This is a genomic window from Sodalis sp. RH16 (assembly GCF_047324245.1).
Taxonomy (GTDB): Bacteria; Pseudomonadota; Gammaproteobacteria; order Enterobacterales; family Enterobacteriaceae; genus Acerihabitans; species Acerihabitans ligni.
In genome coordinates this window covers 5243932-5266124 of the sequence record NZ_CP178737.1, presented here as the reverse complement: position 1 = coordinate 5266124, position 22193 = coordinate 5243932, and the positions used below count along the sequence as shown (strand labels likewise).

The 22193-nt window shown below is 54.0% G+C and carries 26 protein-coding genes; 7 read left to right on the top strand and 19 right to left on the bottom strand.

The window, feature by feature from the left end; all coding sequences use genetic code 11:
- Positions 1-25 precede the first annotated feature (25 nt).
- Positions 26-1006 carry a flagellar hook-associated protein FlgL gene (flgL, locus tag ACL2XJ_RS24130; protein WP_413724764.1) on the top strand — a complete coding sequence of 327 codons (981 nt, stop codon included), beginning with the start codon at positions 26-28 and terminating at the stop codon, positions 1004-1006.
- Positions 1007-1110: 104 nt separating this feature from the next.
- Here the strand turns inward: flgL and fliR are convergent, their stop codons facing one another.
- The 13 genes from fliR to fliF form a co-directional block, all read right to left on the bottom strand.
- On the bottom strand, positions 1111-1896 hold the full coding sequence (gene fliR / locus ACL2XJ_RS24125; protein ID WP_413724763.1) for a flagellar biosynthetic protein FliR: 786 nt from the start codon (positions 1894-1896) through the stop codon (positions 1111-1113).
- A 2-nt stretch (positions 1897-1898) separates the two neighbouring features.
- On the bottom strand, positions 1899-2168 hold the full coding sequence (gene fliQ, locus ACL2XJ_RS24120; RefSeq protein WP_413724762.1) for a flagellar biosynthesis protein FliQ: 270 nt from the start codon (positions 2166-2168) through the stop codon (positions 1899-1901).
- A 33-nt stretch (positions 2169-2201) separates the two neighbouring features.
- Positions 2202-2975, bottom strand: a complete 774-nt coding sequence (gene fliP, locus ACL2XJ_RS24115) for a flagellar type III secretion system pore protein FliP (protein ID WP_413724761.1) — start codon at positions 2973-2975, stop codon at positions 2202-2204.
- On the bottom strand, positions 2972-3382 hold the full coding sequence (gene fliO, locus ACL2XJ_RS24110; RefSeq protein ID WP_413724760.1) for a flagellar biosynthetic protein FliO: 411 nt from the start codon (positions 3380-3382) through the stop codon (positions 2972-2974). Before fliO ends, fliP begins: the two co-directional genes overlap by 4 nt.
- Positions 3383-3802: a flagellar motor switch protein FliN gene (gene fliN, locus ACL2XJ_RS24105; protein ID WP_132921235.1), complete on the bottom strand. Its 420-nt coding sequence runs from the start codon at positions 3800-3802 to the stop codon at positions 3383-3385.
- Positions 3795-4796, bottom strand: coding sequence for a flagellar motor switch protein FliM (fliM, locus tag ACL2XJ_RS24100; RefSeq protein ID WP_132921236.1), 1002 nt, complete (start codon positions 4794-4796; stop codon positions 3795-3797). The genes fliN and fliM overlap by 8 nt, the downstream gene beginning before the upstream one ends.
- A gap of 5 nt (positions 4797-4801) precedes the next feature.
- The gene (gene fliL, locus ACL2XJ_RS24095) at positions 4802-5284 is read right to left on the bottom strand and encodes a flagellar basal body-associated protein FliL (protein ID WP_413724759.1); all 483 of its coding nucleotides are present in this window, start codon (positions 5282-5284) and stop codon (positions 4802-4804) included.
- A gap of 148 nt (positions 5285-5432) precedes the next feature.
- Positions 5433-6977 carry a flagellar hook-length control protein FliK gene (locus ACL2XJ_RS24090; RefSeq protein WP_413724758.1) on the bottom strand — a complete coding sequence of 515 codons (1545 nt, stop codon included), beginning with the start codon at positions 6975-6977 and terminating at the stop codon, positions 5433-5435.
- Positions 6978-7418: a flagellar export protein FliJ gene (gene fliJ, locus ACL2XJ_RS24085; RefSeq protein WP_413724757.1), complete on the bottom strand. Its 441-nt coding sequence runs from the start codon at positions 7416-7418 to the stop codon at positions 6978-6980.
- 18 nt (positions 7419-7436) lie between these two features.
- On the bottom strand, positions 7437-8795 hold the full coding sequence (gene fliI, locus ACL2XJ_RS24080; protein WP_413724756.1) for a flagellar protein export ATPase FliI: 1359 nt from the start codon (positions 8793-8795) through the stop codon (positions 7437-7439).
- Positions 8795-9484, bottom strand: coding sequence for a flagellar assembly protein FliH (fliH, locus tag ACL2XJ_RS24075; protein ID WP_413724755.1), 690 nt, complete (start codon positions 9482-9484; stop codon positions 8795-8797). Before fliH ends, fliI begins: the two co-directional genes overlap by 1 nt.
- Entirely contained in the window at positions 9477-10469 is a 993-nt protein-coding gene (fliG, locus tag ACL2XJ_RS24070; RefSeq protein WP_413724754.1) for a flagellar motor switch protein FliG, read from the bottom strand. Before fliG ends, fliH begins: the two co-directional genes overlap by 8 nt.
- On the bottom strand, positions 10466-12166 hold the full coding sequence (fliF, locus tag ACL2XJ_RS24065) for a flagellar basal-body MS-ring/collar protein FliF (protein WP_413724753.1): 1701 nt from the start codon (positions 12164-12166) through the stop codon (positions 10466-10468). Before fliF ends, fliG begins: the two co-directional genes overlap by 4 nt.
- Before the next feature lie 235 nt (positions 12167-12401).
- On the opposite strand from fliF, the gene fliE reads away from it, so the two are divergent.
- Positions 12402-12716 (top strand): flagellar hook-basal body complex protein FliE, encoded by a 315-nt coding sequence (fliE, locus tag ACL2XJ_RS24060; protein ID WP_413724752.1) that lies wholly within the window; start codon positions 12402-12404, stop codon positions 12714-12716.
- Between the two features lie 167 nt (positions 12717-12883).
- Here fliE and ACL2XJ_RS24055 read toward each other — a convergent pair whose 3' ends face one another.
- Positions 12884-13099: a hypothetical protein gene (locus ACL2XJ_RS24055; protein ID WP_413724751.1), complete on the bottom strand. Its 216-nt coding sequence runs from the start codon at positions 13097-13099 to the stop codon at positions 12884-12886.
- A 145-nt stretch (positions 13100-13244) separates the two neighbouring features.
- On the opposite strand from ACL2XJ_RS24055, the gene ACL2XJ_RS24050 reads away from it, so the two are divergent.
- Positions 13245-14084, top strand: coding sequence for a hypothetical protein (locus tag ACL2XJ_RS24050; RefSeq protein WP_413724750.1), 840 nt, complete (start codon positions 13245-13247; stop codon positions 14082-14084).
- A 106-nt stretch (positions 14085-14190) separates the two neighbouring features.
- Here ACL2XJ_RS24050 and ACL2XJ_RS24045 read toward each other — a convergent pair whose 3' ends face one another.
- The gene (locus tag ACL2XJ_RS24045; protein WP_132921246.1) at positions 14191-14433 is read right to left on the bottom strand and encodes a general stress protein; all 243 of its coding nucleotides are present in this window, start codon (positions 14431-14433) and stop codon (positions 14191-14193) included.
- Positions 14434-15049: 616 nt separating this feature from the next.
- On the opposite strand from ACL2XJ_RS24045, the gene ACL2XJ_RS24040 reads away from it, so the two are divergent.
- Positions 15050-15280, top strand: coding sequence for a hypothetical protein (locus tag ACL2XJ_RS24040; protein WP_413724749.1), 231 nt, complete (start codon positions 15050-15052; stop codon positions 15278-15280).
- Positions 15281-15329: 49 nt separating this feature from the next.
- Here the strand turns inward: ACL2XJ_RS24040 and ACL2XJ_RS24035 are convergent, their stop codons facing one another.
- From ACL2XJ_RS24035 to fliD, 4 genes are all read right to left on the bottom strand, one after another.
- Complete coding sequence (locus ACL2XJ_RS24035) at positions 15330-15584, bottom strand: CsbD family protein (protein WP_413724748.1); 255 nt, start codon at positions 15582-15584, stop codon at positions 15330-15332.
- 304 nt (positions 15585-15888) lie between these two features.
- Positions 15889-16266 (bottom strand): flagellar protein FliT, encoded by a 378-nt coding sequence (gene fliT / locus ACL2XJ_RS24030; protein WP_413724747.1) that lies wholly within the window; start codon positions 16264-16266, stop codon positions 15889-15891.
- Positions 16267-16406: 140 nt separating this feature from the next.
- Positions 16407-16799 carry a flagellar export chaperone FliS gene (fliS, locus tag ACL2XJ_RS24025; RefSeq protein WP_413724746.1) on the bottom strand — a complete coding sequence of 131 codons (393 nt, stop codon included), beginning with the start codon at positions 16797-16799 and terminating at the stop codon, positions 16407-16409.
- 43 nt (positions 16800-16842) lie between these two features.
- The gene (gene fliD, locus ACL2XJ_RS24020; protein WP_413724745.1) at positions 16843-18327 is read right to left on the bottom strand and encodes a flagellar filament capping protein FliD; all 1485 of its coding nucleotides are present in this window, start codon (positions 18325-18327) and stop codon (positions 16843-16845) included.
- Positions 18328-18607: 280 nt separating this feature from the next.
- Here fliD and ACL2XJ_RS24015 point away from each other — a divergent pair, with 280 nt between their 5' ends.
- From ACL2XJ_RS24015 to fliZ, 3 genes are all read left to right on the top strand, one after another.
- Entirely contained in the window at positions 18608-20299 is a 1692-nt protein-coding gene (locus ACL2XJ_RS24015) for a flagellin (protein ID WP_413724744.1), read from the top strand.
- 246 nt (positions 20300-20545) lie between these two features.
- Positions 20546-21268, top strand: a complete 723-nt coding sequence (locus ACL2XJ_RS24010) for an RNA polymerase sigma factor FliA (protein WP_413726955.1) — start codon at positions 20546-20548, stop codon at positions 21266-21268.
- A gap of 98 nt (positions 21269-21366) precedes the next feature.
- Positions 21367-21876: a flagella biosynthesis regulatory protein FliZ gene (gene fliZ, locus ACL2XJ_RS24005; RefSeq protein ID WP_132921252.1), complete on the top strand. Its 510-nt coding sequence runs from the start codon at positions 21367-21369 to the stop codon at positions 21874-21876.
- Positions 21877-22193 lie beyond the last annotated feature (317 nt).

Below are 22193 nucleotides of genomic sequence, written 5' to 3'. Positions count from 1 at the left end.
AGTATTATCGTAAAGGATAAACGCCATGCACATGAGCACCAGCATGATTTATCAGCAAAGTTTAAATGCCATTGATAACAACTACAGCTTATTGCAGTCCAGCCAGATGCAGCTTTCCACCGGCAATCGGGTTAATGTGCCCTCCGATGATCCCATCGCCGCGTCGCAAGCGGTGATCATAAATCAGACTCAATCGATGAACACTGAATACAGCGCGGCGAGCACCTCGGCCAACAACAGCCTTTCGCTGGAGAGTTCGGTGCTCGGCCAGATCACCACCGTGATCCAAAATGCCCAAACGCTGATCATCCAGGCGGGAGACGGCACTTTGAGCGACTCGGATCGCCAGTCGCTGGCGACCACGCTTGAATCCTATAAAGCGCAGCTATTGTCACTGGCCAATACCAAAGACAGCAACGGCAACTATATCTTTGCCGGTTATGACACCGGTTCCGCGCCCTATAGCGAAGCTGCGTCCACCGGCGCCATCAGCGGCGTCGTCAGCTACAGCGGCGGGAACCAGGCCATCACCCAGCAGGTAGATGCCACCACCAGCATGGCGGTGGGGGATGTCGGCTCGGATGTGTTCGATCGCCTGCAGGCGGGCGCTACGCCGGAACCGGACGGCTCGGACAGCGACGCGGATATCTTTAGCACTATCGACGATGCGCTTACCGCGCTGACGACGCCGCAGGATGACGCGGATTCGGACACCACCGCCGCCTATACCGCCGCCATGGCCAAAGCCACCCGCGGTTTGGGCAACTCGCTGAACAATGTACTGGCCGTCCAGTCATCCGCCGGCACCAAGCTGAATCAATTGGACGCTATCGACAGCATCAGTACCGATCGTTCCACCATGTATCAGACGCAAATCGGCGATTTGACCGGGACTGACTGGTATTCGGCCATCTCGGCTTACAGTATGCAACAAGCGGCCCTGCAGGCCTCCTATACCACCTTCAGCGCCATGAGCAAGCTGTCTTTATTCCAGATGAACAGTTAAGCACTGCGCCCCAACCCGTCCGGTGGCTCTGGCGGGTTCTTTGGGAGGCTAACGCTTACGCCTCCTGTATTATGCCGCGCGTCTGGCGACGGGCGGCACATTTTTTATCCCTGCGGCAATTCCCGCAACATGCCGGCCATTAAATCAAAGGCTTCCCCCATTAGCCTTTCCCAAAAAGGCACCATCAAGGGCAGCAGCAGGCTAAAAACCAATATGCCGATGGTCAGGGTCAGCGGAAAGCCGATGACAAACACCGTCAGCTGCGGGGAGACACGGTTCAACAGGCCCAAGGCGATATTCATCGTCAGCAGCAAGGTTATCATCGGCAACGCCAGCATCAGGCCGTTGATGAAAATCATCCCACTGGCGCGGCACAGTGCCATAAATCCCTCGGCGTTCAGCGGCAAGGCGTTAATGGGCAGCGTTTGAAAACTATCGGCCAGTAAAGATATCATCCACAAATGGCCGTTCAGGCTAAGAAAAACCAACAGAGTAAGCATGTTCATGAACTGAGCCAGTATCGGCATATTCAGGCCGCTGGCGGGGTCCAAAAAGGTGGCGAAAGAGAGCCCCATTTGCAAACCGATCACTTCCCCCGCCATTTCAATGGCGGCAAACGCAAACTGCATCATCAGCCCCAGGGCGGCCCCAATCAGAAATTGCTGGATACCCAGCCAGAAACCGGCCACCGAATAAATCGGCGTCGCCACAGCGGGCAGCAACGGCGCGAGAAGCGAGGTTACGGCAACCCCCAATCCCACCTTGACCCAGGAGGGAATGCTGGCCTGGCTGAAAAGCGGGGCGGTGCCGATCAGCGCCAAAATGCGGACCAGCGGCCAGAAACCCTGGGTGATCCAATGGGACAACTGGGCAATATCAAAGGGCATCATCGTTAACCGGCGAGGGAGGGCAGGCTGGCGAACAGGGCGCGCATATAATCCAGTATCAGGTTGAGCATCCAGGGACCAGCGATAACGCCGGTGGCAACCACCGCCAGGATTTTGGGGATAAACGATAGCGTCATTTCATTGATTTGCGTGGCGGCCTGAAGCAGACTGACTATCAACCCGCTGAGCAGCGCGGCGATCAATAACGGCGCCGCCAATGCCAACGCCACCAATATTGCCTGATGGCCCATGGACATCACTGATTCCGGTGTCATTTTTTTGCCTGGGTTATGGGTGAATATTCTGGGTTAGGTATAAAAACTTTGCGCCAGCGAACTGAGCAACAGCTGCCAGCCGTCCACCAGCACAAACAGCATAAGTTTAAACGGCAGTGAAATGGTGGCCGGCGGCACCATCATCATCCCCAGCGCCATCAATACGCTGGCCACCACCAAATCAATAATCAAAAATGGGATAAAAATAGTAAACCCGATTTGAAAGGCGGTTTTCAGTTCACTGGTGGCATAGGCGGGCAACAGAATCCGCATCGGCACCGCTTCCGGTCCCTGCAGCGGGCCCTGATTGGCTAAACGGGCAAACAACGCCAAATCCGCCTGCCGGGTTTGCCGCAGCATGAAGGCTTTCAGGGGTAGCGCGCCTTTATCAATGGCGTCCTGCATGGTGATTTTGTTTTCGCTCAGGGGCAAATAGGCCTCGGTATATATGTTATCGAATACCGGGGCCATCACAAAAAAGGTCAGAAACAGCGCCAATCCCAATAACACCTGATTGGGCGGCGCAGAGGGCGTGCCCATGGCGCTGCGCAGCAGGCTCAGCACAATGATGATGCGGGTAAAGCTGGTCATCAACATTAACGCTGCCGGGATAAAGGCCAGGGACGTGAGAAAAACCAGCGTTTGTACCGGCAGCGACCAGCTTTGACCGCCGCCGGCCAAGGGATGGATGGCGATGCCCGGCAATTGCGCCCAACCGGCGGGGGACAGACTCAGTAATCCCACGGCCAGGGCCGCAAGCGCGACGCCGCGGGACGGTAAAAATAGCCGAAGCCGTCTGTTGCTCATTGATCCTTTCCTGTCCGGCGCATGACCTGGCGCAAACGCCGGCGAAAATCCCCCGCCAGGGCGGCGGAGCGGGCATTCGCATCCGCATCGGCAGCCGGCGCGGGCAGGCTGTGCAGCGGGGTGATGTTCTGCGCCGTCACCCCAAGCACCAGCCAGGTGCCTTCCACTTCCACCACCACCACCCGCTCCCGCGGTCCCAGGGAACAGCTGGCCTGCAGCGTCAGCCGCTGCGACTGTTTGGCCGCCGGCGCCAGGCCGAGCTTGCGCACCAGCCAGGCCACGATGATGATTACCAAAAGTATGCCGCCCAGCGCGCTGCCCACCTGGGTCAAGGCGCCGGCGGCGTCAAATCCACGGGCAACGGGTACGGCGATTTGGACGGCGGATTGGGGCTGCGCGTCGCTCATTTAGCGGCTTAACCGGCGCATACGTTCGGAGGGAGTGATAATATCGGTAATCCGCACACCGTATTTGTCCGCCACCACCACTACTTCTCCCTGGGCTATCAGATAGCCGTTGATGAGAATGTCCAGCGGTTCTCCCGCCAGGCCGTCCAGCGCCACCACCGAACCCTGCGACAGCCGCAGCAATTCCTTGATGGTCATTTTGGTGCGCCCCAGCTCGACGGTGAGCTTCACCGGGATATCCATAATCATATCGATATCCTGCAACGGTCCGGCGCTGTCTTCCGCGGTCAGTTGATGAAATATGCCGTCAGTGGACGCCGGCCGTTCTTTGCTCACGGCCTGCTGTTCGTCAAACGCCTCTGCCCACAGATCGTCGGCGGATGGCTTATCTTCACCGGACGGTTTCTTTGGGTCACTCATCGGGCAGTTCCTCATCAAGGGAGTTCAATACGGGATTAATCAGTTGTTTTACGCTCAGTGCGTACTGACCGTTCAGGGTGCCGTAGTTACTGGTCAGCACCGGCACGCCGTCCACATGGGCAATCAAATAGTCAGGTTTATCTATGGGCAGTACATCACCGGGCGTCAGTTTGAGAATTTCCGACAGCCGCAGGGTGACTTCGGCGAAGTTGGCCACCAGCTCCAGTTCAGAATGCTGCACTTGCTTCACCAGGTTTTCGCGCCAGCCCTGGTCTTCCATACGGGAGTTTTCCAGCGGCGGATTGGTCAGCAATTCCCGCAACGGTTCGATCATGGAGAAGGGTATACAGATATAAAACTCACCCACCATCGAACCGATTTCCACATGGAAGGGGGTGGTGACCACGATATCGTTGGGAGAAGTCGTGATATTGGTGAATTTCACCTGCATTTCGGCGCGAACGTATTCCACGTTCAGCTTGTAGATGGCATTCCAGGCGTCTTCATAGCCGTCCAGCGCCAGCTTCAGCATCCGGCGGATGACCCGTTGTTCGGTATGGGTGAACTCACGGCCTTCCACCTTGATGGGGAACCGGCCGTCGCCGCCGAACAGATTATCCACGGCAATAAACACCAGGCTCGGTGAGAAGACGAATAACGCAGTGCCCCGCAGCGGCTTGAGGTGGATCAGATTCAGGTTGGTGGGCACCGGCAAATTACGGGCGAAATCATGGTAAGGCTGGATCTTGATGGCGCCGACGGTAATATCCGGACTGCGGCGCAACAGGTTGAACAAACCCATGCGAAAAGATCGCGCAAAGCGTTCATTAATGATTTCCAGCGCTTGCAGCCGTTCGCGCACCACCCTGCGCTGGGTATTGGGATCGTAGGGTTTAACGTCATTGTCGCTGCCGCTGCTCACCGGCAGTTGCTCATTGTCGTCGCCGTTCAGCAGCGCATCGATTTCAGCTTGAGAGAGAATGCTATCGCCCATGGTATTCAGCGCAATATAAAGGCGGTAAAAAGAACATCGTTGACGACCGGTCGCGGTTGACCGTTCACCAAGGGTTCGCTCAGCACCTGTTTAATTTGATCCACCAACCGTTGCTTACCCTGGTCGTTGGCCAGGGCGTCCGCGTCCTGGCGGGAAAGCAGTAATAACAGTCGACTGCGTACTGCGGGTAAAAAGTCGTTAAATTCCTTGCGCGTTGCTTCGTCCGGCAAGCGCAAAGTCAAACCGATATAAAGCACCCGGTCGGGATCGTTGGTCGGATTAACCAGGTTTACCGTAAAAGTGTCCAGCGGCAAAAAGATGGGGGTCGGCGGCACCGGCGGGGCGCTGGTGACGGTGGCCAGCTCACCGGGCAAGCGGTGTTGCCACCAGTAATAACCCGCTGCTCCGCCGGCAGCCAAAATAATGACTGCTAAAACTACTTTCCATTTGGTTTTTTTACCAGCCGAAGGAAGCACATTCTGAGACATAACGTTTAGATATTCCTATAATCATGACGGCATTTTTCCTTTGCAGAACCCGCAAAATGCCGATTATTGTTGGCATTATCCCGTCTCCATTGGATTTCAATAGGACGAATAGACGGGATAATTTGCGTTAACTTGAGCGTTTGCTGACTTAGACAAAGGTATCGATGCCGGCGGCGCGGCCGATGGGGGGCTGCGTCGGCGTTACCTGGGTATTATCGGCCTGGGCGGCAACTCTGTTAATGGAAAATGTCTCACCCGTTTGACCGCCGGAGGAGGCATTCTGGCCGTTGCCTCCCCAGTTAGGCATGGCATCGCCGCCGACGCTGCTTTGCCCAAGATTAATGCCGCTTTGCGCCAGCGAGTCGCGTAGCTGCGGCAGCGCATCCTCCAGAGCGGCGCGTACCTGGCTATGTCCCGACGCCAGGTGGATTTGCATCTGGTTATTGGTGTCCACCTGCATACTGATTTGCACCGTGCCGAGACTGTCCGGATGCAGGCGCAGTTCGGCGCTTTGCTGACCGTCGCGGCTGTACATCACCACTTGCTGGCCGATGGCTTGCTGCCATTCATCACTGCCTAATTGCGCGCTTATCAAGGCGCTGGCGGGCGTCGGCGTGGTAGCGGCATTGCCGCCGGGGGCGCTTAAGGTCGGCATGACTACCGACGCGGTGCCGCCCTGGGATGAACCGCTGTCCATAGACACATCGCCGATTTTTTTCAGGGTGATAACGGTATCGTTTGTTCCGCTATTGGTCTGGGCTGAATTCGTGGTCTCAAGGGAAACGGGAACTACCGCCGCCTGAGCGGCGTCGCTGTCGGTTGTCGAAGGTTGATCCTTGGCCTCCGTGGCCACGGGTGAAGCCTTGTTGTCCTGGGACTCGAGGGCCATGGCGGTGGTGGATTTTTTCAGGGCCGCCGACAGGGCCGCCGGAATCGTGGTCTTGGACGCATTGTGGTTATTGGCGACGGTTTGATGATAATCGGCGTTGGTCTGTGCGAGGAGTGCACTGTTATCCGCCGCGGCGGACGTTTGATTTTGCGTCGTCGCTTCCGGTGCTGCATTACCACTGTCTGCGTTTTTGTCCGGCGCAGTATCGTCCGCGGCGCTGTTATCGGCGGTGAAAAACGTTGACGCCGTGCCGATGGCGGCACTCGCCGCGGTGTCAGCAAGGGAAGGGATGCCGCTGACGTCGGCCGCCAGGGCTTGCCCGTCTGAAATCGTCTGGGCAATCGGCAACGAGACCGAACTGGTCTGAGCCAATAATGCCATCAGGTTTTGTGCGGCGCTGCTGTCCAGGGCGGGATCGGCGTTTTTTTCCGCCGCGCCGCCGGCGGCGGTTTTCGTTGCGGGGTCAATACTCTTAGTGATGCCGGCGGGCGCCGGCGTAATTACGTCCGAATCGCTACTGCCATCGCGATCTTCTTGCTCGTTTCGTTGACGCGCCGCGGAATCCGTCTGTGTCGATAGGCTGTTAGGCGTTCCCTGCACATACGGCGAGGCGTCGGAGGAATCATTGGCGGACGTGGTTCTGCTTTCAGCGGACGAAGCAGGCTGCTGCGGTTGCCGATTGTTAAGCTTGCTGTTCAACAGCGAGCTGAAACCCTGGTCGCCGCCATCGGCAGCCACCGCCGTCACGCTTCCGACGGCGGCAACTCCCGCCGTCGGGGTGATCTCATTGGGCAGTGTTATCATTTATAATTTCCTCGCCGTAGCCTGCTGGGCAAACTCATCCATTTGTTTCTGGTCAAGCCGATTTTCTTTAGACTGCTGAATCCGCATATAGCGGGAATTCAACGTGGAAAGGGCATTGAGACGCTGCTGCTTGGTCTGCCACTGCTGGATCGCCTGCTGCACCCGCTGGCCCCATTGGGTCAATAAATTGCGATGCTGCTCAATGGCGGTTTCCAGCGTGTTGATAAATTGCTGGTAGTTATACCAACTAGCGGAGGCCATGCCTTTTGTCATGCCGCTTTGCAATTTTTGCCGGTACTCTTTTTCGTATTGCTGCAATTGCTCCAGTTGATTTTTGGCCGATAGCTGGGACTGGCGGACTTCACCCAATCGGATCGCCGCCTGGTCCAGCTCTTCTTTCGCCTTTTCCCGCAAAATATCAAGGGCAGTGTGACTGTTCATCTAACCTCGTTACCCGACTTAGCCAAATAATCCCTGCAGCTGCTCGCAAGCCTGCGGATAATCGCTGCGCTGATGCATATTCTGCTGCAAAAAAGCCTCTATGGCCGGATAGAGCGCGATGGCCCGGTCCAGTAGTGGGTCGCTGCCGGCGGCATAGGCGCCGACGCTGATTAAATCCCGGTTGCGCTGATACCGGGACAAGAGCTGTTTGAATTGCCTCACCAATTGTTCCTGTTCCGGAGGAACGATGGCGGTCATGGCGCGGCTGATGGACGCTTCAATATCGATGGCCGGATAATGGCTTGATTCCGCCAGCTGGCGCGACAGGACGATATGGCCGTCCAGAATGGCCCGCGCCGCGTCGGCGATGGGGTCCTGCTGGTCGTCGCCCTCGGTGAGCACGGTATAGAACGCCGTAACGGAGCCGCCGCCGCTGACCCCGTTGCCGGCGCGCTCCACCAGGGCGGGCAGCCGGGCAAAGACCGAAGGAGGATATCCTTTGGTGGCCGGTGGTTCCCCCACCGCCAGGGCGATTTCCCGCTGCGCCATGGCATAGCGGGTCAGGGAATCCATAATCAGCAAAACGTGATAACCGCGATCGCGAAAATCCTCGGCGATACGGGTGGCGTATGACGCGCCCTGCATTCGCAGCAGCGGCGAGACATCCGCCGGGGCGGCTATCACCACCGAGCGTTTCAAGCCCTCGGCGCCAAGGATATTATCGATAAAATCCTTTACCTCGCGGCCGCGTTCGCCAATCAGGCCCACCACGATCACATCCGCCCGTGTGTAGCGCGCCATCATGCCCAGCAAAACGCTTTTGCCCACGCCGGAACCGGCAAACAGCCCCATACGCTGTCCGCGACCCACAGTCAGCAGCGCATTGATGGTGCGCACTCCTACATCCAGCACATCGGCGATGGGGGTGCGCTGCAGCGGATTCACCGGCGCGGTGTTCAGCGACGCGCTATAACCGGTATCCGCCGCGGGCAAACCGTCCAGCGGCTTTCCGCTGCCGTCCAGCACCCGGCCCAGCAGCTCGACGCCCAGGGGCAACTGTTTGCCGGACTGGCCGTCTTCACGTACGCGGGCATAGACCCGGGCGCCGGGCACAATACCCTCCACCTCTTCCAGCGGCATCAAAAACAGCTTATCGCCATTGAAACCCACCACTTCACAATCAATTTCGTCAATAACATCCTGGCGCAGGCGTTCGATAAGACAGGGCGCGCCGAGGGGCAATTGCAAGCCGGTGGCCTCCATGATAAGGCCGGTGGCGCGGGTCAAACGACCGTAATGACGCACCATCGGCGTCCCTTCAAGGCGCTGTTCGAGGGAATCCAGCGACTTCAGCCAACGCCCGAGGCGCGCGGTCATTATAATTCTCCCGGAGCGGCCAATCTGCACAGCTCATGCCAGCGGGTAGCCAGGCTGGCGTCAAGGTCCCCTTCCTGCGCCGTTACCTTACAGCCGCCGGGATGCACATCGGTATCGGGAATGAGCCGCCAGCCGTGCAAATCAAGCGTCGCCCCCAATTGTTTTTCCACCAGAGGCACCAGCGACGGATGCACGTGCAGTTGCGGTTTCCCGCTGAGCATCGGTTCTTGCTGCATTAATTGCTGAATCTGCCGCAGCATGGCGGTGCCTTCTCCCACCGGGGCCTGGCCCAAAACCTTTCTGGCGGCGGTCAGCGCCAACTGCGCCAGGCGTTCCGCCATCACGCTGTCCAGCGCATCCAGCGTATGCTGAAATTCGCTCACCAGCAGCTGCAGCTGCGCCACGGCGGGCTGCTGCTCCTGGAATATCTGCTGGCGGCCTTCCTCCTGGCCGGCCCGCAGCCCGGCCTGATATCCGTCCTGCCGGCCTTGCTTAAAGCCCTCATCAAATCCGTTGCGCTGCGCATCCGCCTGGATTTTTTTGCGCATCTCATTAAGCGCCGCCTGCTTGGCGGATTCTTCCGTCGCCGGTTCATCCAGCGGCGAGGGCATTACCGGCGGCAATACCGGCTGGGCCAGATCGTCCAATGCCCAAGGCCGCCAGGGTAAATGATTGAATGCATCAGACATACGTATCCTCCCCACCGCCAATAGCCATCTCGCCGCTTTCCGCCAAACGGCGGACAATCAGCAGAATGGCCTTTTGTTCGTTCTCCACCTGAGACATACGCACCGGTCCGCGGGTGGCTAAATCGTCGCGCAGAATCTCCGCGGAACGCTGCGGCATATTGCGCAGGAATTTTTCCCGCAGCGGCGGGGCGGCATTTTTCAGCGCGATAAGCAGGGATTCCGATTCCACTTCCTGCAGCAAACGCTGGATGCTGCGATCGTCCACTTCCACCAGATTTTCGAACAGGAACATCTCGTCGATGATTTTTTGCGCCAATTCGCCGTCGAAGTCCCGCACGGCGCTGATAACCGCCTCTTCCTGCTGGGTTTTCATCAGGTTGATTATCTCGGCCGCGGTACGCACGCCGCCCATTTTACTGCGTTTCATGTTCTGGCCGTCGAGCAGGCCGTTAAGCACCTCGGTCAATTCCGCCAGAGCGGAAGGCTGTACGCCGCCGAAGGTGGCGATACGCAGCATTACGTCGTGGCGCAGTTTTTCATCAAACAAGGCCAGAATATCGGCGGCCTGGCCGCGGCGCAGATGCACCAGAATGGTGGCGATAATTTGCGGATGCTCTTCGCGGATAAGGTCCGCCGCGCTTTGCGGCTCCATAAAGTTGAGGGTCTCCATGCCGGTGGTGGTTTCCCGGGTTTCGAGAATATCCTCCAGCAGGCTGGAAGCGCGCTCCTCGCCAAGGGCTTTGATCAACACCGAGCGTAAGAAATCCCCGGCATTGATACTCAGCGCGGCATACTGTTCCGATTCCGCCTCAAACTCTTTCAACACCTCCAGCAGCTGCTGCTGGGAAGTTTGCTGCATGTTGGCCATGGCGCTGCTGAGCTGCTGCACTTCCCGCGTCGATAAATGCTTGAAAACCTCCGCTGCCCGGTCCTCGCCCAGCGTCATCAGCAGGATGGCGCTTTTTTCGGTTCCATTCATCGTCATTGCTCGTTGCTCATCCATTGGCGAATCACTAACGCCACAATTCGTGGATCCCCATCCGCCATATCCCGGATGCGCTGACTGCGGGCCTCGGTATTTTCACGCTGCTGCGCCCGTTTCTGCTCGTCTTGCTGATCGCGGCTGAGCTTGACCACCACATCTTCCGCCGCGCGAGGAGCCGGGGGCTGCGGCGCTACAGGCTCAGCTGCTTTAGCCCTCAGTAGCGGCCTGACCACTTTGTACCAAAGGATCACGGCCACCAGCAGTACCAGCAGCCAGCGTCCGGCGGTCATCAAGCCATCAAAAAATCCGGCCTGTTGCCAGAACGGTAGGTCACCTACGCTGAGTTCAGAATCAACGAACGGTGTATTAACGACATTGAGCGTGTCTCCCCGTTCAGCGGAAAAGCCCATGGCTTCGCGCGCCAGATCTTGCACCTGCGTCAATTGCTGCGGCGTCAACGCCACCGGTGGTTTACCGCCTTCTCCCGGCAGATAATTTACCACCACCGCCACAGATAGCCGCTGCAGGTTGCCTACGCTGCGTTCCACATGAACCACTTTATGGTCCAATTCGTAATTGATGGTTTCATCATGATGCGTATTGGACGGCACGGACAGTGTTGCCGGAGCGTTGCGGTTTTGCGCGCCGTTTACTCCGTTGGGATTATTGGCTGGCTGTCGACCGGTTTGCGTGGCGACCGTGCCGTTGATAGGCGCGGTCGCGGCGACCGACGGCTGGTTGGATAAAGCCCCCGGTATTCCCCCCGGCTGGTTCGCCCCTAACTGTTCGCTTTGCGTATCCTGTTTAGAGCGAATAGCCGAATTGTCATTACCGCCGTTAGGCTGATAGTGTTCATCCGTTTGTTCCTGAGCATCAAAATCTATCTGCGCGGTAACCTGCGCATGCACGTTGGCGCTGCCCACCATCGGGGCTAGGATATTTTCAATATTTCGCTGATAGCGGCTTTCCAATTCAGTGCTGAATTTCAGCTGGCTGGCGTTAAGCATCCGGCCATTGGCATCGGCCTGGGTCAGCAGGTGGCCTTGCTGATCCACCACCGTGACATTGGCGGGGGGCAACCCGGCCACGCTGCTGGAAACCATGTAAACGATGGCGTTGACCTGTCCATCATCAAGTGCGCGACCAGGTTGCAACACCAGGGTGACCGACGCGGTTGGGTTTTTTTGCTCCCTGACGAACAATGAAGGTTTCGGCATGGCCAGATGGACCTGCGCCGACCGAACCGGCCCCAGCGTTTCAATGGTCCGCGCCAGCTCGCCCTCCAGGCCGCGCTGGTAATTAATCTGTTCACTGAATTGGCTGATGCCGAATTTTTCCTGATCCATCAATTCGAAACCCACCGAACCGCCTTTCGGCAGACCCAGGCTGGCCAGTTTGAGCCGGGTTTCATACACCGACTCCGCCGGTACCAGCAAGGCGGTACCCTGGTCGCTGAAATGATAGGGGATGTTCATTTGGGTCAATTGCGCAACGATATCGCCGCCGTCCCGATCGTTAAGATTACTGTACAACACGCGGTAATCGGGACTTTTTGCCCAAAGCGCCATTACCACTACTATCGCAATCGCGGCGGCGGCGGCGATTGCAGCGGAAATTTTTGGATGGCTGCGCAGATGTTTCAATATCGGCATGAACAAATTCTTGCCCGGTCCGGAACCGTTTTTAACCGTACTCATGACATTGTCCTGGCATGAATTGAACGGGGCTGCTTAATGGCTAATAACAAAACACTCTCCATGCTTGTGCTTATCGGGCGTTGCCGGCGGTTCTGGATTTATGTGGATGTCATTATTTGCTTTTAGTGAGGCATTCGATGGCTGAAATAACCGGGTTTTTTAGCGTTATTTAGCCCGTTAGCCGATTTAGGCTTCTGGTAAGGTAGCTTATCGTAAAAAAATCTAGGGGGATCATATGGCTATTCCAGGCATTGAATCAGCGGTACAGCAGCTGCATCGCGCGGCGTCCCAGGCGGCGGGCAACGCCGGCGATACACCGGTGACCGGCGGCAGCTTCGCCGATCAGCTCAGCGCGGCGCTGGATAATATCAGCGATTCGCAAAACAAGGCCACCATGGAATCGCAAGCCTACACCACCGGCAACTCGCCGCTGGGACTGAATGACGTGATGGTGGATATGCAGAAATCTTCCATTTCCCTGCAAACCGGCGTACAGGTGCGCAACAAACTGGTTGCCGCTTATCAGGATATAATGAATATGTCGGTATAATAGTATCAACGCTATGATTAATATGAGTTAAATCATCGCATATTTCGCTGGGGGGCCTAAGACGATAACGTTGGGAATTGAGCCCCGCCGGCACAAAGCGCTCCGTGCGAGGCGGCTACCGGGGGATAATTCGGCGAGCAACCGCTTGATGCTCGCCAGAGTTTCTCTTAACGCCCCATTAAGTTTAGTGGATGTGTTTTAATCACTTGAGATCCCGGCTTATCTTTCAATTCCGCTGCTTTTGGGTCACCCGTGCTTAGCCATTTGTCGTAATCCTCATACACCTCCATAAAAGTACGGAAGAACACATGATGAGTCGACAAATTCTGTGTTAGAACATACGATTTTGCCAGCTCGTAAGCAGCTTCATTTTCCAACTTCATAACAATCTCCTTATGTTGAATCAAAATTGACCTTAGGCTGCTTCGAGCATGCAGGTATCTCGATAAAAAATCAGTGATCAATTGCATCCCTTTGCGATCCGTCAGTGCTAGGATGTGACGCAGTGTTGAATACGGACTTTGTGTTATGAAGATGAATGAATTGAAACCCATAGTCACTTTGGTTGCGGTGATTTTTTTTGGCGTGGTGGCCTACCTCAATAGCGGCGGGGAGGAGACAACAGCCCCTGCCATGCCCGCTGTTAACCCGCCGGCGCAGGCGAAGCCGGCAAAGGCCGCGGTAAATAAATTCTTGAATACGGCTAATTGCGCTTCATCTTCTTGCAAGTCAAGCGTCCCAAAACCCGCCAAATCCCTGCCTTTCGTCATTGAACATATTACCCTCAATAACGCCTTCAAGGATAATCACCGGCTGGTGAAAATCGAAGCGGGCGTTACCGGCGGGAACAGGATGGAGTGGGCGGCGACATCCATCGCCATCGCCGAAATCGCCTCCAGGACCGGGGCTGATTCTATTGAGGTATTGCTGAATAGAAATGAAATACCTGCCGATCAATCAACGATGTTCCGGCAATTATCTAATGTATATTATGCCCCGAACCAAAAAAAGAGCATTTGGGGTAACGCAATAAAAAGTAAATGGGAAATCTACGTGGCAAAGGAAAAAAATATCGCTACCAAGAGAGATATCGATATCAATAATTTTTTCGATAAAACAAATCAAAAGCTTATCGATAGCGGAGTGGATTACGATAAAGCCGATGAAAAAGCCGGCGTCATTACGGTGAATAAATTCCACTTAAAAAATGATTGGATTCTCTTTAGCGGTAATTTGAATGAAAGCGATGACGGCATTCCGAGGCAATCTATCCGTATCGTTCATAATAGCAAGGATGATTCACTTAAGGCATTGAATCAATGTCTTTCAGCAACCAATGCCAGTGTGGATTTATGCCATAAGTCCTAAGCCTAGAAAATAAATAATTATCTTTTAAGGTGTTCTGACGGGAAAAAGATGATGAAATACAAAACCACCGGCAATAATAACCGGTGGCTTTATATCAAAAGGTTATTCAAGAGCTGCGGCCGCCGCCATGGCTGTGTTCACCGCCCTTTCTACCGGCTTCCGACGCTTTTTCAGGGTCATTCTTGAAGTTGCCCCCGCTATGCTGCCCGCCTTTCTTGCCGGCTTCGGAAGCTCGTTCAGGATCGTTTTTGAAATTGCCGCCGCTGTGCTGGCCGCCTTTCTGGCCCGCGCTTGATGCTTTCTCTTTATTTTCGGCAAAGTTACCTGAACCACCGCGATGTTCTGTCATGATAAACTCCTGCTCTAGTTGATGATGCTATTGAGAAATTGATAATTATAAATGGCATCATTTAAGATACCTAGATGGAAATATAAAGCTATTATGTGATAAAGCATAAAATATATTAATGCTTTTCACCTTTTAAATATTAGAAGAGGTTGGGATGTCTCGCAATAAAAAGCTATCGTTTAGGATTAATCTCAGCCGTAAATGTTAATTATTTTTAGCGGCGATTGTGTATGTCATTAATATTTTCATTTCAATTCAAACCATTATATTCGTTCATTAATCTTGATTTTATTAAATAGCGAAGCGGCAAATTAAATTTTGACATGGTAAATTTATTAGCCGCTTCGCTTACGCTAAATTAACCGCTTCGATGCGGTTGGAAGTCACTTAAAATAGGCATAACCTTATGAAAATTTTTAAGGTTGTCTCATTATTGTATTAGCAAATAAATATTTGCCCAATGCCCCAATGCCCCAATGCGCATGGTGTCCGGGTCGCCTCGCCACAGGGACGAGGGCGGTCTATGCCGTTAACGTATCCAGCGGCGCCGTCGTGTCTTTAGCCGGCGCATTGAACGAAGAGCGTCTTCATTTTTCTGTCATAAAGGGACGGTAAAGTGGGCAGGAATGATTGGGAGGCGATAATGGGCATACCCGGACAAGCGTTGCAGCATAGCCATGAAACCTTAAGCCAGATCATCGGTCAGGCGATAATGGAGCTGCACCGGCAAGGGGTCAACATTCAGCTAGGCAATCTTCTGGCTTACCTGACCGGCGAACAGGAAAAAGAATCCGACGAGGCCAGGCGGTTTTTCATCGGCTTAGCCATCGGCCTGTTGTCAATCTGACCTGGCCGACAGCAGCTTATCAGTCCGGTTATTGCTCAGGCTGATTTTTCTAATGATGGCGAGCCCGGAAGATTTTTGCCAGCAAGAAACCCACACCGCCGGCAATCAACAATGCCGGTATCGGGTCCTCTGAAGTTTTGGCTTTGATGGAATCAATGTAATCATTAACGCTGTAGCAAGCCTTCGCCGCCTGTTTGCGCACTTTTCCTTCCAGCGTCATAGCGCTGTCGCCGGTGGCCTTGCCCAGTGTTTCCTGACCTTTGCCGGTCACTTCTTCCGCTTTATTTTTGGCTTTATCGAACATGGTTAATTTCCTTCTATATATGGAACCCATTTAAATATAGGCGAAAATTTGTATGTTTTCTTGAATAGGCGGGGCGGGGGCTGCTTTTAAGAGCATTCCATACGCGCTCTATCAAGTAATGGGCCCAGGATTTCCACATGACGTTTCAAAATGAAGTTCTGTGGATCAACGAAGGGATTGCCTTTGCGCCGGCATTAATCGGGGAGTGATGCCTGCTGAATGAGTAGGCATCACTGTTTGATATAGGCATTCAGACCAACTTCTCATACTGGGCTGCAGGATTTTTAACCAGTTATGCATGAGGTTATTTTTTTATTTCACCCGGCAACATGGAAGTTCTATCTGAAAATTTGTGATAAGTGGAGTTGATCTTTTGCTGGCGATTAGATTGGCCAATGAGATTGCGTAACTGGTTTAGACGCGCCTGTAATAATTGATTAATCTCCTTTTCATTATCCAGCAGTTGACGCAATATCAGAGTAATTTCGTCCTGCGTCGCGCCGGAAAGCGGGTCCTCTTGTTTGACATTCAATTCGGAAATCTTCGCTACAGCATGTACATATTTTTCTTCGATATAGACCAGGTTATCCCATTCTGATTGACGAGCCATTAACAGCATGTTTTCACTTAATAGAAGTATTTGCTGATAATGAGCTAAAAGGGAGGGGCAAGCATCCATCATGGCTATCCTAAAAGGTATTTAACACAAAAAGTGGGTTATTCCTGCTCATTCACTCGCGACTTTCATCACACGTCTCAATATATTGGGATAACCATTATCAGCAGTGTAACATGTCTAATCTCGCTAAATCCTTCTTATTGTTAGGATTTAACGGGGCTTCCCGGAGCGATTTCTTTCCATGCATCGGCGATTTCGCTTAACAATTGACGGATTTGTTGAAGGAGCTCACGGTCATTATCCCGATTAACCCGGATCAATTTACGAACGAAATAATCGTAAAGACCAGAAAGATTTCGGCTCAGTTCCCCACCGTTCTCGATATCCAAACCCAGCTTCAAGCCGTTATTAATGATATTGATGGCATGGGTGATGGCCTTGCCTTTGGCGATGGTATTGTTCTGTTGGATATAGATATCCGCCTTAGCCAGGGCGCTAAGCGCCCCGTCGAATAACAGCGTAATCAATTTATGCGGATTGGCGCTCATCACTCCGCTTTCTAAGCCGACAGTGGCGTAGGCTTGTGAACCATACATACGAAATTCCTTTTGTTTTTCCCGCTATCGCAACTATGGCATATCAACTGCTGGTGCTGCTGGTGCCTAAGGAGGTGCTGGAACTGCTTGAACTGTCAAACTGCTGCGTCAGAAAGTTACTGGTCTGCTGCAACGAGGACATCAGCACGTCCAGATTGGTGAACTGTGTTTGGTAACGGGCAATATCGGACGTGATTTTGTCCTGGACCTGGGTGTATTGCTTGCCAAGATCGGTCAGTACGCTGTTGACGCCGGCTTCGGCCCCGCTGATGACTCCGCTGGTGCCGGTAAAGTCATTGGTGATATTCACCAGTTGGGTGGCCAGACCGGTGGTCTTGCCGTCCCCGACGAAAAAGGCCGACACCTGACTGGTATTGTTGGTGAGGCTGTCCACCAGCGTGGTTTCATCCGTGGATAATTCGCCGGTGGAAACGTCTTGGGTGATGCCTAATTGGGATAGCACTTTAAAGGTGGAACTAGACTGGGCGGTAGTCAGTGCGCTCTTAACCTGATTTTCTACCGAATCCAGCACGCTATCGCCCAATAACGGACCGTTGGTGGAAGACTGTGTCTGCCCGGCGGTCACCGCGGTGTATTGGCCCAAGGTATTAAAGGTGGTCAGCAGGCTATTGTAAGCGCTGACCCAATCGTCAATAGCGGAGTCGGCGTCGGTAACGCTTAGGCGTAAATTCAGGGTCTGCGTCGAGGAAGTGGTGGAATTCAGCGTCAAGGTTACGCCTTGGGGCACATTGCTGATGGTGTTGCTGCTGCGATCGATGGACACGCCGTTAACCGTCAACAAGGCATCTTGCCCGGCCACGGTCTGCGTCATGCCGGAACCGGTGCCGGTGGTGGCGGTGGCACTGGTCCCCGTGCTGGAAGTCACATCAGCGCTGGAACTGTAGCCGAGAATGGCATTCAGGGTATCGTCGCCGCTGACGCTCATATTGATATTTGAGCTGGCGCCGGAGGCGTTGGAGGTGATCACCAATTGATAGCCGCTGTCGCCGGATTGCACATAGCTGGCGGTGACGCCGGCGTTGGCACCGTTAATGGCGCTTATCAGGCCGGACATACTGGTTTGGCTATCGGACAGGCTGATGTTAACCGCGGCGCCGGTGCCTACCTGAATGGATAAGCTGCGATCGGTGGCGCCGGTGGTGCCTAACTGGGTGGAAATGCTGGAAAACGTTTGTCCGCTCACCAGGGATTGCGCCTGTGCCAGCTGCGAAATATCGATACTGTAGTTGCCGCTGGTGGCACCGGTGCCTACCGTGGCGGTGAAATCGTCATTGGTGCTGGCGACCTGCTGAGTATAGAGCGTCGGGTCCGCCAGCGCGGCTGAGGCGGTGTTGAAGGACTCAAGCGCGCTGGCGAGCGTGCCGTAAGCGGTAAGTTTGGTATTCTCGGCGGTTTGTTTCGTGGTTATCGGTGTCAGAGCTTCTTCTTCGTTGGTCTGCAACGACGTCAGCAGACTGCTGAGATCCAAACCCGATCCGACACCTAATGAAGTGATGGCTGCTGTCATTTTGTTCCCTCTTTATGCATGCATGATAAGCACAGCAGTTATCGGCAAGGAAGGCAGGAAGTTTATCGGATTTTTTATGTGGCAAAGGCAGGAAAAAAACCGCTGTTGTTAGGGTAATTCCACCTATTGGTTTTTTAAGGGTCAAAATCAAAATTTATGATTTTAGCTAAAGGTTGCCTTGGGTTCGCCGATACAAGGGGGGACGGGCATGCAGGCCTTGCGGCATAAGTGCCTGAATTTATTACTTCAGTTTTGACGCTTCTTTAAAAGGAACATTGCCATGGCAGAGTTTATTAACACAAATACCATTTCGTTGATTGCGCAAAACAATCTGGCCAAATCGCAGTCCGCGCTGGGCAACGCCATCGAAAGTTTATCGTCGGGCCTGCGTATCAACAGCGCCAAGGATGACGCCGCCGGCGAAGCCATCGCCAACCGCTTTACCTCGAATATCAATGGATTGACCCAGGCCTCAAGCAATGCCAACGACGGTATCTCCCTGGCGCAAACCACTGAAGGCGCGCTGGATGAAATCAATGACAACTTACAGGCCATCCGTACCCTGACCACCCAGGCGCAAACCGGCACCAACTCCGCCAGCGACCTGCAATCCATACAGGATGAAATCACTCAGCGTCTGGCTGAAGTCGACCGTATCTCCCAGCAAACCGACTTTAACGGCGTCAAGGTGCTGAGTGATAACAAAACCCTGAATATCCAGGTGGGCGCCGATGACGGCCAGACCATCAGCATCAATTTGAAGCAGGTAGATTCCCAGACTTTGGGCCTGGGCACATTTAATGTGAACGGAACTCAGGGTCAAACCACCACTGTGCAGGCGGGGAGCGTTGGCGATGTAAGCTTGGCTGGTACTACGTCTCCCACTGCGGTGACTGCTGGTTCAGTTAGCATAGGCGGTACCACAGCCACACTCAGCAGCTCGGTGTCATTTACAGACGCTTCCGGTAATGCCGTCACTGGCACTTTGGTAAAAGACGCTGATAATAATTATTATGTGACAACATCTGATACTGATGGCGATACCACCATGTATAAAGCCACAGGCATTAGCAGCGATGGTTCAACCATTACGGTCGGCGATGCCACCAGCGGGAAGCTTGACGGCCTTGATTTTACAGCCAATAGCGATAAAAGCCTCACTGATCTGAGCGCTGCCGGCGCCACTACTTCGGCCGTCACCTTGACTGCCGGCGGGACCACGACATCGATCGCATCAGGCTCTGCCTTAACCTTTAAGGATGCATCGGGTAAAACCATTTCTGGCGGCACATTAGTGCAAGACGGTGACAATAACTATTATGTCGCTACCAAAAACGGCCTCTACAGCGTTGCGGGCGTCTCGCAGAGTACATCAGGCGGCACTACCAGCACCACCATCACCATGGGTAATGAAACTGCCGGTACTGTCGATGACGCCACCGCTCCCACCAAATTTACGGTAAGCACTTCCGCCAGCACTATCGATGGCACCGATGTTTCCGCCATCAATATCACAGATATGAGCGGCAATAACAGCTCCGCCCTCACCGGCGGCACGCTGACTGAAGACAGCGACGGCAATTATTATGTGCAGGATGCACAGGGCAATGACTACGCCGCCACCGTGTCCATCGACAATACCACCGGTGTGGCCACGGTAACCGCCGATTCCACCAAAGCCATCTCCAATCCGGCTTCCTCGGATCCGTTGGCCACCCTGGACCAGGCTATCTCCGAAGTGGATACCATGCGTTCCAACCTGGGTGCTATCCAGAACCGTCTGGATTCTACCATCGATAACATTAGCAACACCACCACCAACCTGAGCAGCGCACAGTCACAAATTCAAGATGCCGACTATGCGACAGAAGTCTCCGCCATGAGCAAGGCGCAGATTCTGCAACAGGCCGGTACCGCTGTATTGGCCCAGGCTAACCAGATTCCGCAAACCGTATTATCGCTGTTGAAATAATAAACGGCTCAAACGCTTTTTGGTCATGCTAACTCAAACCCCGCTTCGTCGGGGTTTTTAGCTAAAAGCGTGCTTTTATATTTACTTTTTTTGAATGCAAAGAAAGCGTTATCTCATCGTCGGCTTTCACTGCGGTTGGGTGACAAGGTGTAAATAGAGGGTAATTGAGTGACTATTCCGACGATTGATCCGGCACGGTGAAGGGATAATAACATCGATAACGGGATCAATGTAGGGTGAGGCATGGTGAGCGATTTGTATACTGCCGCGGGCGTAATCGATAAGCAGACCCTTTGGCAGCGCTATATCCCCCTGGTCCGTCACGAGGCCCTGCGATTACAGGTCAGGCTTCCCGCCAGCGTAGAGCTGGACGATTTATTGCAGGCCGGGGGAATCGGCTTGTTGAGCGCGGTGGAACGGTACGATTCCCTGCAGGGAACGGCCTTTACCACCTATGCGGTACAACGCATCCGCGGCGCGATGCTTGATGAACTGCGCAGCCGGGACTGGGTGCCGCGCAGCGTGCGGCGCCATGCGCGGGAAGTCGCACAGGCCATCCATCAGGCCGAGCAGCAATTGGGCCGGTCCGCCTCGGAACAGGAAGTGGCTCAGACGCTGAATATTTCGCTGCAGGAGTACCGGCAGATATTATTGGATACCAATAATAGCCAGCTCTTCTCCTATGATGAATGGTGTGAAGATCATGGCGACAGCGTCGATAATTTACTGCCGGGGCACGAAGAAGCCAATCCGCTTAATGTATTAATGGAAGGCAAGTTACGCGAACGTGTAATAGAAGCCATAGACGCATTACCTGAAAGAGAAAAAATGGTGTTGGTGCTTTATTACCAGGAAGAACTGAATCTGAAAGAGATCGGTGCGGTCTTGGAAGTGGGCGAATCGAGGGTAAGCCAATTGCACAGTCAGGCAATTAAACGTTTAAGGTCGCGATTAGACAGCGATATCTAACCGCATTCTTACCTGGACGGTTTTAGTTTATACACCCTTACCAACACTCTTTAACATCGCTATTTATTAGCTCTATTATCAGCACTAGGGAAAACACTATGTTAGCCAAAGTGGAAAAAAAGCGGCCGCTGAGCCGTTATTTAAAAGATTTCAAGCATAGCCAAACGCACTGCTGCCAATGCGGCAAGCCGTTGGACCGCATGACCCTGGTATTTCGCGGGCAGATCATCAATAAAGAAGCCATCGCCGGCATGGATCAACTGATTGACGATCAGGTCTGGCACAATCTGAATAAAGAACTCATGGCATTATGCCGGTTTTGCAGCGTAATATCCTGCCATGCCGAGCCAAATTATTTCGACATCAAAGCTTTCAAACAATATCTATTTGAGCAGACGGCAATGAGCCACAGCACTATTCGCGAATATGTGGTTCGCCTGCGGCGCCTGGATGAAATACTGGCGGCAAGGAATTATCCCCATGATAAGTTTGAGCGCCCGAGCGGACCGCAAAACCTTATCGACGAAGTGCCCGATGCCGGGCAAAGCAATTATCGCATAGCGCTGCGAAAATATAACCAATATCTGGATTGGCAACGCAGTTTCTGATATGCAGGGAAAATAATCCTTCCCTTCCGGACCCGCTGCGAAATATTCATTCAGTCGAACAGCGCCGAGGCTTAAATCTAGCGTGTTAAAGGGAGACCGCGCCAATGGGGTCGAAGCAGGCGTGGTTTTACCGCCTGCCGGAGCGCCCCATGGCACGGTAGGCCCGCGATCGCCGGTCGCGCAACGAATGTGTGTTAAAGGGAGACCGCGCCAATGGGGTCGAAGCAGGCGTGGTTTTTCCGCCTGCCGGAGCGCCCCATGGCACGGTAGGCCCGCGATCGCCGGTCGTGCAACGAACCTGTCACGATGAAACCGCG